Raw genomic sequence first — 11,799 nt, 5'->3', positions numbered from 1 at the left:
CGGGCCGGGCGCCCCCGGGTTCCGGGAGCGCCCCCGCCACGTCGGTCAGCTCAGCAGCCCGCCGAGCAGGCCGCCCTCCTGCTGCTGTTGACCGCTGCCCAGGACCGGCGGCTCCTCGGACGGCTGCACCACCACGAAGCCCTGGCCGGCGAAGCTCATCGTGAACGACTCACCGGTGCGTCGACCCAGCAGCGTGCCGAGGCCCAGTTGCTCGGCTCGGTGGTAGCCGGTCTGGAGGTTGGCCGACCAGCAGACCGCGGCCTGCGGGTCCACGTACGTCGGGGCATCCACGTTGAGCACCACCGGAGTGCCCTTGGTGGTGATGGCGATCCGTCCGTAACCGCTGAACACGCAGTTGAACAGGCCGGACGAGGAGGCCATCCCGGCGCCGCCGACCATCCTGATGTCGTACTGGAGGGTCGAGTCGAAGGCGAGCACGCTGGAGCCGTTGATGGAGAGGGCGTCGCCCGGCTCCAGGTCGATGATGTGCACGTCCTTGGCCAACTCGGCGAGGAAGACGTCACCCTGGCCGGAGACCTTCATCAGCGGGACACCCTCGCCGGTGAGCTTCTGCTTGAGGAACTTGCCGAGCCCGCCCGAGCCCAGCGCCTGGAACTGCACGTTCCCCTGGTAGGCGACCATCGAGCCGACCCGGGCCATCGCCTCGCCGTTGAGCTCGATCTTCAACATCTTGGAGTTCTGCAGCCGCATGCCGGGCTGCGCGGACTCCTTTTCCAGGTTCTCCGAGGAGAACAGCTCGCTGCGCATGAAAGGTGCCTCCTGACAGGGTTCGCGGTCGCTGCACCGACGGTAGGCGAAGGGGGCAACCGCGACCATCGGTCGCGGTCGCGCGGCGGGGGCCGACTGGCGGGACTCAGCCCCAGCCCAGCGCGTGCAGCCGCTCGTCGTCGATGCCGAAGTGGTGGGCGATCTCGTGGACCACCGTCACCGCCACCTCGTCGACGACGTCGTCGTCGTTGTCGCAGATCCGCAGGATCGGATGTCGGTAGATGGAGATCCGGTCCGGCAGCACGCCGGAGTAGTCCCAGCCACGGCTGGTGAGGGCATGGCCCTCGTAGAGGCCGAGCAGGTCGTGCTCGCCCGGCGGCGGGTCGTCCTCGACGAGGATCACCACGTTGTTCATCAGGCCGAGCAGCTCTTCGGGCACCTCGTCGAGGGCCTCGCCGACCAACTCCTCGAAGCGCTCGCGGGTCATCTCCACCGGCACCCCACCTATTGTGCCCGATGCGGGGGCCGGCCCGCCGGGTCAGCGGTGCTGCCGAGCGGCTCCGCAGGTCACGGAGAGAGTGACCGCCCGAGGTGGGCGGAGACTCTCTCCGTGGTCGAGCGGTTGTGGGTCGACCGGCTCAGGAGGCCAGGCGCGCGTTGAGGGTGATCTCGGCGCCGGGCGAGAGCAGGCGGGAGATCGGGCAGTTGGCCTTGGCGGCCTCGGCGAGCTTCTGGAACTCCGCGTCGTCGATGCCCGGGACCTGGCCGACGGTCTCCAGGTCGATGCGGGTCACGGTCATCCCGGCGTCGGTCTTGTCCAGGTGGACCTTGGCGGTGGTCTCGACCGAGGTGGGCGTCGAGCCGGCGTCGGCGAGGGCCTTCGAGAACGCCATCGAGAAGCAGCCCGCGTGCGCTGCGGCGATCAGCTCCTCCGGGTTGGTGCCCTCGCCCTCCTCGAAGCGCGACTTGAAGGAGTAGTTGCCCGACAGGCCACCCTTACCGGTGCGGACGGTGCCGGCACCCTCGGTGAGATTGCCCTGCCATTGTGCTGAAGCGGTACGGATAGGCATGGGAAGAACGCTAGCGGAAAGGTGACCGCCGGGCGACCGAGCGGCACTGACGCGCGCCGTGCGATCCCCGTCACGCACCGCTGGTTGTGCCATGATTCGACCCACATCCGTGACCGGCGGAAGGATGGCCGATGTCCGAGGAGCTACCGATCCCACGACAGGGCGACCGGTCCGACGGTCCGGCCGTCATCGAGTGGGGTGCCGACGACGACCCGCCCCCGCGCCGCCGGTTCGGGTGGTCGCTGACCGGGTTGGTGCAGGATCCTCGGCTGCCCCTGCTGCTGGCCGGTCTGGGCGCGGTGGCCGGGGTCGCCTCGATGGTCGGCGAGTGGTTGGTGCTGAGCCTCCCGAACGGTGGGCCGGAGGGGGACGCCACGATGAAGGTGCCCGCCGGGGTGTCCGAGGTCGGCGGGTTCGGCGTCGGTTACCTGGTCGGGCTCCTCGTCCTGGTCTGCACGGTGGCGCTCGCGCTGCGCGGCACGCCAGCCGTGCGGTCGAACGCCCGGCTGGCCGGTCTGACCCTGGCCGGTGCCCTGCTGGCGTTGCTGGTCGCCGCGGCGGCCACTCTCAACGACTCCGGTCAGCGGACCTTCTTCTACTCGGAGCAGGACGGCTTCCGGACCGAATACGGTCGTGGTCTGGTGATGGCGTTCGCCGCCTGCGTGCTGCTCGGCGCGGCGCTGCGGCTGGCGTCGAACACCACGCCCGCACCGTCGGCCGACGACCAGGCAGGCGACGGCTCGGCGGCACGCGGCTGGCGCCGCCGACACCACGACCCGGTCGACGAGGGCCTCCCCGCCCCAGCCGACCTGACCGTCACTCCCGCCACTCCCTTCGCCCGCCCCGACAACCCGACCTGAGCGATCTCGGGCAGGACCACCGCGCCCTCCGCGGGATGGCCGGACGTCTGCTGGTGTTGACGCCCGATTCGCCTGGAAGCCATGGATGCGACCCGTTCCGCGAGGTACGGTTGCTGCCCGCCGTCACGCCGGGCCTCGGCTTTTCCGACCGCACGGCAGGCTGCGACGGCGGCGGGCGAAGGAGGAACGATGACCCGCCCGGGACTGCCCAAGCTGATCGCGACCGACCTCGACGGGACGCTGGTCCGCAGCGACGACACCGTCTCCGCGTACACCCATGGGGTGCTCGACCGGGTGCGGGCCGCCGGGATTCCGGTGGTCGGCGCGACCGGTCGCGGCCCTCGGCTGACCGAGTTGACCCGCAACGACATCCGTGCCGCCGACTTCCTGGTGATGGCCGGCGGTGGACGGGTGGTCGACCAGAGCGACCCCTCCGGCCCGCTGGTGCTGCGCGACGAGCGCCTCCCCGCCGAGGTGCTGGCCCGGCTGCTCGCCGACCTGGAAGCCGAGGTCGGGCCGCTGACGGTGATGGTCGAGGCGTCCGACGAGCACGACGCGCCGCTCTGGGGTGACTACCACGAGAGCTGGCCCTACCAGGACCGGTTCGAGGCGCGGAGCCGCGCGGAGTGCCTCTCCTGCGATGTGATCAAGGCGTTCGCCCGGACCGCCGATCACCACGTGGACGAGCTGCTGGCGGTGGCCCGCCGGATCGTCTCACCCCAGGTCGCCACGCTCACCCAGGCCGGGCTGGGCTTCATCGAGATCTGCCCGCCCGGCGTGGACAAGGCGAGCGGGCTGACAGTGGTGGCGCAGACCCTCGGTGTCGACCCGGCCGACGTGCTGGTCTTCGGTGACATGCCCAACGACCTGCCGATGTTCGAGTGGGCCGGCTGGGCGCGGGTGGCGGTGGCGAACGCGCACCCCGACGTCCGCGCCGCCGCCGACGAGGTGACCTTGCGCAACGACGACGACGGAGTGGCCGTATATCTGGACCGGCTACTGTCCCGGTGATGGGAGAGACACCCCGCCTGATCGCCACCGACATCGACGGCACGCTGATCCGCGACGACCACACCGTCAGCCCGCGCACCGCCGACGTGCTCGCGCGGATCTCCGCGCGCGGCACGCCGGTCATCCTGGTCACCGGCCGTCCGGTCCGCTGGCTGAAGATGGTGTACGACCAACTGGCCGAGCCACTACCGGCGGTCTGCGCCAACGGTGCCGTGGTCTACGACCCGTTCAACGACGAGGTGTTGCGGGCCGACCCGCTCGCGCCGCAGCACCTCGCCGAGGTGGCTCAGCGGCTACGCGCCGAGGTGCCCGGCATCAGCTTCGCCGTGGAGATCCTGGACAGCCGGCAGATGCGGCACGAGGCGCACTACCCGCTGCGCTGGGATGTCGACCCGGACGGCATCCGAGCGATCGAGACGCCGGAGGAGTTGCTCTCCCTGCCGGCGGTGAAGCTCCTCGCCCGGGCCGGTGAGCAGGACCCGGACGCCTTCGCCGAGCTGATCGCCACAGCGGTCGCGGGGCTGGCCGAGGCCACGCACTCGTCGTCGTCCGGCCTGGTGGAGATCTCCGCGGCCGGGGTGACCAAGGCGGCCGGCCTGGCCTGGTACTGCGAACGGATCGGGGTGAGCGCGGCCGACGTGGTGGCCTTCGGCGACATGCCCAACGACGTGCCGATGCTCACCTGGGCCGGGCGTGGCGTGGCGGTCGCCAACGCGCACCGCGCCGTCCTGGCAGTCGCCGACGAGGTGACGACGACGAACTCCGAGGACGGCGTGGCGGCGTACCTGGAAAAGATCTTCGGGGTGGGCTGAGCCGGTCAGAGGTACTGACCGGTGCTGTGGCCCTCGCCGCCGCCCGGCTGGCCGATGCCCGGCGGCATCCCGGGGACCATCCCGCCGGGGCCGCTGGGCAGGGCCTGGCGGCCGCCGCGCATCTGCTCGAGCTGAACCCGTGCGGCCATCTGCTGGGCCACCAGGGCCGCCTGGATGCCGTGGAACAGGCCTTCCAGCCAACCGACGAGCTGGGCGTGCGCGATCCGCAACTCGCCCTCACTGGGGGCCTTGTCCTCGGTGAAGGGCAGCGAGATGCGCTCCAGCTCGTCGCGGAGCTCGGGGGCGAGGCCCTCCTTGAGCTCGACGATCGACCGCTCGTGGATCTCCCGCATCCGGTTGCGGCTGGCGTCGTCGAGAGGAGCTGCCTTCACCTCCTCGAGCAACTGCTTGATCATGCTGCCGATCCGCATCACCTTGGCCGGCTGTTCGACCAGGCGGGTCGGGTCCTCGCCCTGCCCCTCGTCGGTCTGCATCGTGCCGATCGGCCGGCCGTCCGGGCCGACCACCACAACGGTGCCGGAGTGGCCGGAGTCGTCGGGGCCGGGCTCGTCGTCTTGTCCAGCGGAACGCGCGTCGGTCATGGGGTCCATCTTTACCCAGCGGTTGCGAACCATGCCGCCCGGGACCTACTCCCGGGGCCGAACCACCCGGCCGGGGCGCGCTACCGTCGCGCCATGCCTGCCGACCCGCGTGCCGTGTTGACCCGGCCCGCGCCGAAACCCGACCGGACCGTGGCGTACGGCGACCACCCGGATCAGGTGGCCGACCTTCGCTGCCCGGCGGGGACCGGCCCGGCGCGGCCGCTGGTCGTCGTGGTGCACGGCGGTTTCTGGCGGGCCGAGTACGACCGACAGCACACCGGCCCGCTGGCCGCTGCCCTCGCCGCCGCGGGTTACCCGGTGGCGCAGGTGGAGTACCGGCGCACCGGGCAGCCGGGAGGCGGCTGGCCGGGCACGTTGACCGACGTGCTGACCGGAGTGGCCGAGCTGCCCGCCCTGGCCGCCGAGGCGCTTCCCGGCCGAGTGAGCCGGGCCGCACCGGTCCTGCTCGGGCACTCCGCCGGCGGCCACCTGGCGATGTACGTGGCGGCCACCGCCCCGGCGACGGTGGCCGGGGTGCTCGCCCTGGCCCCGGTGGCCGACCTGGGCGAGGCGTACCGGCGGGACCTGGACGGCGGTGCGGTGGCCGCGTTGCTCGGCGGCGGCCCGACTGAGGTCCCGGACCGCTACGCGGCAGCCGATCCACGAAGATCGGTACCCATCCAGACACGCACGGTAGTCATGCACGGCTCCGAGGATCAACAGGTTCCAGCGGAGATGAGCCGCGACTTCGTCACAGCAGCCCGTGCCGCAGGATCCGATATCTCCCTTGTTGAACTGCCCGGATGCGAGCATTTCGGACTGATCGATCCGGAGTCGCCAGCGTGGCCTCAGGTCCTCGTTATGTTGCGGTCCCTGCACGATGATCACTAGCCATTGACGCAGCGTCGCGGACCAGGTAGAACGCCGGAGGGGCGGTGTTCGGCCCTGCAATGTTTCCTGGAAGGAACTCGGTGTCGCAGATGAATCGCAGGCGGGCGCTCCAACTGTTGGCCGCGCTCGGTACCACCGGGTTCGTCGCCGGATGTGGCTCCGACACCGACGCCCAGCCGACCGCTGACCGCAGCCCGGTCAAGATCGGTCTGATCACGCCGCAGGGCGGCGGGTTCAAGAGCATCGGCGAGGACATCACCAACGGCTTCCAGATCTTCCTGGACCTGCACGACCAGAAGTTGGGTGGACACCCGGTCGAACTGCTGACCGCCGACGAGGGTGACACCGCGAAGACGGGCAAGGCCGCCGTCGAGGGCCTGCTCAAGCAGGGCGTGCTGGCCCTCACCGGCGTGGTCAACTCGGCGGTGATGGTCGGCATCCGGGACACCGTCGAGGAGGCGCGCGTCCCGCTGATCGGCTCGAACGCCTCACCGAGCAGCCTGCAGAGCGTCTTCTACATCTGGCGGACGTCGTACGTGCTGGACGAGGCCGGCCGCGCGCTGGGGCGCTACCTGCGCGACCAGTTGCCGGCGAACGGCCGGATCGCGATCATCATGCCGGAGAACGTCGGCAGCCCGGACGTCGTGCGCGGCTTCAAGCAGGAGTTCGGCGCGACCGACCCGCGGATCAGCGACCCGGTGACCTACACGAACGCCACCTCCAACCCGGGCAAGACCATTTACGCCTCGGACATCAGCAAGGCTCTGGCCAAGAAGCCCACCGCCGTCTTCTGCTTCTTCGCCGGGGCGGCCGCCGTGGAGTTCATCAAGCAGCTGCGGGAGAAGTTCTCCGGGCCCATCTACGCGCCCGGCTTCCTCACCGAGGGCACCGTGCTGGAGAGCCTGAAGGAAAACGCGCTGGGCATCCAGACCGCGCTGAACTACTCAGCCGACCTGAACAACACGTCCAACCGGGTCTTCGCCTCTGCCTACCGCAAGAAGCACCAGGTCACGCCCACCACCTACGCGATGGCGTCGTACGACGCGGCACAGGTGCTCGACCAGGCCATCCAGCTGACCGGCGGGAAGCCCACGCCGAAGGACGTCAACCTGGCCCTGGGCAAGATCGGCCAGATCGACAGCCCGCGCGGCATCTGGCAGTTCAACCAGCCGCGTACCCCGCAGCAGAAGTGGTACCTGCGAGAGGTGCAGCGCGACGGTCAGGTCATGTCGAACGTGCTGATCAACGAGCTGGCCACGCTGGGCTGAGCACCCACCACGACGAGGTCAGGGGCCGGTCTCCCATCAGGGAGGCCGGCCCCTGGCGTACGGAGCTGACGTGCGGGTCAGTGCCGCAGTTCGGCGATGCAGCACTTCACACTGCCGCCGCCCTTCTTCAGCTCGGCCAGCTCGACCGGAACCGGGGTGTAGCCGGCGGCCTTCAGCTTGCCGGCGAGGCGGGTCGCCTCGCTGTTGAGCACCACGTTGGCGCCGTCGCTGACCAGGTTGAGCCCGAAGGCCATCGCGTCCTCGTCGTCGGCGATCACGGCGTCCGGGAAGAGCTGGGTGAGCACCCGCTGGCTGGCCGCGGAGAACGCGCCCGGGAAGTAGACGACGTTCGCGTCGTCGATGGCAGCGAGCGCCACGTCGAGGTGGTAGAAGCGCGGGTCGATCAGGCGCAGCGACACCACCGGCCGGCCCAACGCCTCCTGCGCCTCGGCGTGCGCCGGGATCTCGGTCCGGAAGCCGTGCCCGGCCAGGATGAGCCCACCGTGCGCCTCCGGCACGTACGCGAAGTCGCCCTCGCCCTCGTTCGTCTCGCTCGGCGCGACGAACCGCCAGCCCTGCGACTCGTAGAAGGCGTGGTGGGCGGCTGCCTCGGCGGCCCGCTGCTCGTGCTTGAACCGTGCGCCGTACACGCTGCCGTCGACAGTGAAGGCACCGTTGGCGGCGTAGACCATGTCGGGCAGGCCGTGCTCGGGCGTGAGCAGGTGCACCTCGTGGCCGAGGCCGACCAGCGTCTCGCGCAGCCGGTCCCACTGTTTGACGGCCAGGTCCCGGTCGACCGGGGTGGTCACGTCCATCCACGGGTTGATCGCGTACTCGACCGCGAAATGCTCCGGCGAGCACATGAGATATGTCCGCTTTCGCGGGAATCGCTGCTGGTTCACGGTCACCAAGAGTAGGTACCGTAGAACTTTGGTAACAGCCACAACCGTTGCTTCCCAGAGGCGGAACGTTGCAGATAGACGCGGTCGACCAGCGGATCATTGCGTTACTCGTCGCCGACGCCCGTGCGTCGTACGCCGACATCGGCACCCGGGTCTCACTCTCCGCCCCAGCCGTCAAGCGTCGCGTCGACCGACTGCGGGCCACCGGCGTGATCAGGGGATTCACGGCCGTGGTGGATCCGGCCGCCGTCGGGTGGACCACGGAGGCCTTCGTCGAGCTGTTCTGCGCCGGTCGGACGACCCCCGCACAGATCGGCGTGGCAGCACGCCGGCACCCCGAGGTGGTCGGCGCCTACACCGTCTCCGGCGAGGCGGACGCGCTCGTACACCTGCGCGCCGCCGACATCGCCCACCTGGAGGCGGCACTGGAACGGCTGCGGGCCGAGTCCTTCGTGACGTCCACCCGCAGCACCATCGTGCTCTCCAGGCTGGTCGAGTCACCGGGCGTGGGCCCCTCCACCAGAGCTTGACCTCAAGTCGGGTTCACCTGTTGCAGTGGTGCTACCGGACGCGACAGAGAGGGCAGACCATGCGGGCGATCTGGCTACACGAGTTCGGCGGGCCCGAGGTGCTGGTGCCCGAAACGACACCCGACCCGACGCCCGGCCCCGGACAGGTGCTGATCGACGTCGCGCACGCGAACATCACCTTCGTCGAGACGCAGCAGCGCTCCGGTCGCCCCGGCCCGTTCCGGGTCACCCCACCGCTGATCCCCGGCAACGGAGTCGGCGGAATGATCACCGCCGTCGGGCCGGACGTCGACCCGACGTTGACCGGGCGTCGGGTGGTCAGCGCCACCGGCGGCTCCGGCGCGTACGCCGAACGCGTGGTGGTGGACGCGTCCGCCCCGATCGAGGTGCCCGCCGAGCTGGCTCTGGACGAGGCGGTGGCACTGCTGGCCGACGGACGTACCGCCACCATGCTGGTCAAGGCGGTGGGTGTCCGGCCGGGTGACCGGGTGCTGGTCGAGGCCGCCGCCGGCGGGGTGGGCAGTCTGCTGGTGCAGCTCGCGTCCCGCTCGGGCGCGCGGGTGATCGGCGCAGCCGGTGGGCACCGCAAGGTGGAACTGCTACCCGGGCTGGGCGCCGAGCTGGCCGTCGACTACCGCCTGCCCGACTGGCCCGACCGTGTCCGAGCTGCAACGGGTGGAGTCGACGTGGTGTTCGACGGGGTCGGTGGGGCGACAGCCCAAGCCGCGTTCGACCTGCTGGTACCGGGCGGTCGCATGATCAGCTTCGGCTTGGCCAGTGGCGAGTGGTCACCGGTGTCGGCGGAGGCCGCCACGGCACGGCAGGTCACAGTGGTCCGGCCGGACGTGCCACCCGCGCGGCTGCGGGCGTACACCCGGCAGGCCCTGGCCGACGCGGCGGCCGGCAACCTGCGACCACTGATCGGCCAGCGATTCCCGTTGGAACGCGCCGCCGACGCGCACGCCGCCATCGAAGCGCGCGCGACGGTCGGCAAGACCCTGCTGGACAGGCTCTAGAGATACATCCCGGTGCGGTGCTCCGAGTCGTCGCGCCGAACCGGCTTGTCGCCCTCGCCGAAGAACCGCTTGCCGCCGAACTCGCCGTGCAGACGGTCGTCCAACTCGTCGGCGAGACCAGTCATCACCTGCACCGCGAGCATCAGATGGGTGGCCTGGAAATTGCGGCCGAAGACCGGGATGGACGCCCAGACCGTGTCGTCGGCGCAGTAGAGACGGCCGATCGGCATCCGGTTGGTCAACTCGGAGAGCTTCACGTAGAGCCGCTCGGTCGGCTCGACCTCGGTGAGGATCGGGGAGAAGACGTCCACCAGGGGTGGGTTGTCCCGCACCCGCACGAAGACCATCGCCGAACCGGCCCGGATGTTGATGTCGCCGTCCGAGTCGATCTGCAACCGGTCGGTGTCCGACTTCAACATCGTGGAAACCACGGTACGGACCCGATCCGCCAGGTCGAGCACGTCGTCCCGCTCGGACTGCGCGGCTGCGGCCTCGGCCAGCGCCTCCTCCAAATCGGCCTCGACATCGGCATCCGGGCCAAACTCGCTGCGCGCGGTGCCCAACGGGTCCACTGCCAAGGGCTCTCCCTCGGCGTCGTGCACCAGGTAGACGAGGAAGGCCGGGTGCGGGGCGCCGTAGACGTCCCGCAGCGTGCGGGAGAGCAGCGCGGCGACCCGGGTCGACTCGGCCGTCGTGGCGTCCAGCCCGAAGGACCCGCCGGAGCCGGCGACCACCCCGGGCGGCGACCAGCCGAGCGCGATCATGTCCGCCACCGCGCCCCGGTCCAGCCGGTAACCCGCCGGCAGGGTGGCGTTCCCGACCGCGCGCGCGGACAGGGCGCCGTCACCGTCCACGTCGACGCTGATCGAGTAGACGGCGTCTCCGGTGCCGGAGGCGGTGGGATCCAGGGTCACGTCGAGGTGCGCGCCCACCGGAAGGTCCCGCAGTCGTACGGCGAGCGCTCGGGCGAACTCCCGCCACGCCTCGGTCACCTTCGCCCGCAGGTCGGTGGTGCTGGGCTCGTCGAGCAGGATCGATTCCGCCGCGCCAGCGGGCAGCTCACCGTCCGAGGCCGAGGGGTGGTCAGCCGTCATGATCGCCTCCGTCCGTCACGATCACCCTACCCACGCCGCCCGTGCGTCGAATCAGCCCGGACCGGGATCGGACAACGGCGGTCAGGGGGCCGTCGGGTCCGCCGGGTCGGCGCCCAGCTCGACCGGCCAGGTGCCGGCCAGCGCGCTGAGCCGGGCCGCGGCGTCCGCCGGGTCGGCGCCACGCCCAACTGCCACCCCGAGCAGGTACGCGGTGACCGGCGCGCCCGGCCGCAGCACCTGGTGGGCGACGTCGCGGGCCAGATCCAGCACCGCCGGCACAGGCACCCCGGAAGGGTCCAGCTCCAACTCGGCGCACGCCGCCGTGACCCAGTCGTCCATCACCGTCATCGCGCCCACTCCTCCGCCCGGCGTACGTCCTCGTCAGTGTCGCAGTCGAACCACGGCGGCGGGCCGTCGCCGGACCAGGGCACCTCCCGTGTCACCAGCCCGGCCAGCAACGCCCGGACCGGGGCGCCGGACAGGCTGCCACCCCGCTCGCCCGTCAACCGGTCCAGCCCCGCCCGCAACGCGGAGACCCGCCACACACCGCAGAGTGACTGCCGCCGCCCGTCGCCGTCGACGAAGCACGCTCCGTCGGGCTGGGGCTCGACCCGGGTGAGCTGATCCAGCAACTCGCCGATCGCGGGGCGCGTCAGCAGCGGCAGGTCCGCGGCGAGCAACGCGACCAGCGTCGTGTCCGGGTCGAGCAGCGCCAACCCGGCAGCCGCCGCGGCGACCGGGCCGCCTCCGGGCGGGTCCTCCCGAGCGACACGCACCCCGTTCGGCACGGCATCGACCGGACCGACCAGCACCCGTGGCGTGGCGTCGGCGACGGCAGCCAGCACCCGGTCCCGCATCGGTCGGCCCCCGACCGGGAGCGCGGGCTTGTCCACGCCGCCCATCCGGCGGGCCGCCCCACCCGCGAGCACCACAGCGGCGTACGTCCCCATTCGGTCACGGTAGCCGGGTGTCCGATGCACGGTGGCCGTGCGCGCCTCCCGGGCCGAGGTGGAG

Annotated in this window: 15 protein-coding genes; 7 read left to right on the top strand and 8 right to left on the bottom strand. The window is 71.1% G+C overall.

What is annotated here, in order from left to right:
- Positions 1–45: 45 nt before the first annotated feature.
- The 3 genes from FHU34_RS01830 to FHU34_RS01820 form a co-directional block, all read right to left on the bottom strand.
- Positions 46–768, bottom strand: a complete 723-nt coding sequence (locus FHU34_RS01830; protein WP_145778394.1) for an AIM24 family protein — start codon at positions 766–768, stop codon at positions 46–48.
- A gap of 106 nt (positions 769–874) precedes the next feature.
- Positions 875–1,222: a metallopeptidase family protein gene (locus tag FHU34_RS01825; protein ID WP_208745111.1), complete on the bottom strand. Its 348-nt coding sequence runs from the start codon at positions 1,220–1,222 to the stop codon at positions 875–877.
- Between the two features lie 145 nt (positions 1,223–1,367).
- Positions 1,368–1,799 (bottom strand): OsmC family protein, encoded by a 432-nt coding sequence (locus tag FHU34_RS01820; protein ID WP_145778392.1) that lies wholly within the window; start codon positions 1,797–1,799, stop codon positions 1,368–1,370.
- Positions 1,800–1,930: 131 nt separating this feature from the next.
- On the opposite strand from FHU34_RS01820, the gene FHU34_RS01815 reads away from it, so the two are divergent.
- From FHU34_RS01815 to FHU34_RS01805, 3 genes are all read left to right on the top strand, one after another.
- On the top strand, positions 1,931–2,659 hold the full coding sequence (locus tag FHU34_RS01815; RefSeq protein WP_145778391.1) for a hypothetical protein: 729 nt from the start codon (positions 1,931–1,933) through the stop codon (positions 2,657–2,659).
- A gap of 189 nt (positions 2,660–2,848) precedes the next feature.
- Positions 2,849–3,670, top strand: a complete 822-nt coding sequence (locus tag FHU34_RS01810) for an HAD family hydrolase (RefSeq protein WP_145778390.1) — start codon at positions 2,849–2,851, stop codon at positions 3,668–3,670.
- Positions 3,670–4,482: an HAD family hydrolase gene (locus FHU34_RS01805; RefSeq protein WP_145778389.1), complete on the top strand. Its 813-nt coding sequence runs from the start codon at positions 3,670–3,672 to the stop codon at positions 4,480–4,482. The genes FHU34_RS01810 and FHU34_RS01805 overlap by 1 nt, the downstream gene beginning before the upstream one ends.
- Before the next feature lie 5 nt (positions 4,483–4,487).
- On the opposite strand, the gene FHU34_RS01800 is transcribed toward FHU34_RS01805, so the two are convergent.
- Positions 4,488–5,093 (bottom strand): bacterial proteasome activator family protein, encoded by a 606-nt coding sequence (locus tag FHU34_RS01800; RefSeq protein WP_145778388.1) that lies wholly within the window; start codon positions 5,091–5,093, stop codon positions 4,488–4,490.
- Positions 5,094–5,177: 84 nt separating this feature from the next.
- Between FHU34_RS01800 and FHU34_RS01795 the strand changes: the two genes are divergently transcribed.
- Together FHU34_RS01795 and FHU34_RS01790 are read left to right on the top strand one after the other, a co-directional pair.
- Entirely contained in the window at positions 5,178–5,975 is a 798-nt protein-coding gene (locus FHU34_RS01795) for an alpha/beta hydrolase family protein (RefSeq protein ID WP_145778387.1), read from the top strand.
- An 80-nt stretch (positions 5,976–6,055) separates the two neighbouring features.
- Positions 6,056–7,243, top strand: coding sequence for an ABC transporter substrate-binding protein (locus FHU34_RS01790; protein WP_145778386.1), 1,188 nt, complete (start codon positions 6,056–6,058; stop codon positions 7,241–7,243).
- A 77-nt stretch (positions 7,244–7,320) separates the two neighbouring features.
- Here FHU34_RS01790 and ddaH read toward each other — a convergent pair whose 3' ends face one another.
- Positions 7,321–8,154: a dimethylargininase gene (gene ddaH / locus FHU34_RS01785; protein WP_341874417.1), complete on the bottom strand. Its 834-nt coding sequence runs from the start codon at positions 8,152–8,154 to the stop codon at positions 7,321–7,323.
- 59 nt (positions 8,155–8,213) lie between these two features.
- Between ddaH and FHU34_RS01780 the strand changes: the two genes are divergently transcribed.
- Both FHU34_RS01780 and FHU34_RS01775 read left to right on the top strand, forming a co-directional pair.
- Positions 8,214–8,675 (top strand): Lrp/AsnC family transcriptional regulator, encoded by a 462-nt coding sequence (locus FHU34_RS01780; protein ID WP_007453771.1) that lies wholly within the window; start codon positions 8,214–8,216, stop codon positions 8,673–8,675.
- Between the two features lie 59 nt (positions 8,676–8,734).
- On the top strand, positions 8,735–9,691 hold the full coding sequence (locus FHU34_RS01775) for a zinc-binding dehydrogenase (RefSeq protein WP_145778385.1): 957 nt from the start codon (positions 8,735–8,737) through the stop codon (positions 9,689–9,691).
- Here the strand turns inward: FHU34_RS01775 and FHU34_RS01770 are convergent.
- From FHU34_RS01770 to mobA, 3 genes are all read right to left on the bottom strand, one after another.
- Positions 9,688–10,785: a YbjN domain-containing protein gene (locus FHU34_RS01770; protein ID WP_145778384.1), complete on the bottom strand. Its 1,098-nt coding sequence runs from the start codon at positions 10,783–10,785 to the stop codon at positions 9,688–9,690. The genes FHU34_RS01775 and FHU34_RS01770 overlap by 4 nt on opposite strands.
- Before the next feature lie 81 nt (positions 10,786–10,866).
- Complete coding sequence (locus FHU34_RS01765; protein ID WP_145778383.1) at positions 10,867–11,133, bottom strand: DUF6457 domain-containing protein; 267 nt, start codon at positions 11,131–11,133, stop codon at positions 10,867–10,869.
- A complete protein-coding gene (mobA, locus tag FHU34_RS01760) occupies positions 11,130–11,735 on the bottom strand; it encodes a molybdenum cofactor guanylyltransferase (protein ID WP_145778382.1) in 606 nt (201 codons plus the stop codon). The genes FHU34_RS01765 and mobA overlap by 4 nt, the downstream gene beginning before the upstream one ends.
- Positions 11,736–11,799: the final 64 nt, after the last annotated feature.

The sequence above is a fragment of the Micromonospora taraxaci genome, from assembly GCF_007830095.1.
Taxonomy (GTDB): domain Bacteria; phylum Actinomycetota; class Actinomycetes; order Mycobacteriales; family Micromonosporaceae; genus Micromonospora; species Micromonospora taraxaci.
The sequence above is the reverse complement of the archived record's forward strand: the minus strand, read 5'-3'. Positions and strand labels throughout refer to the sequence as shown.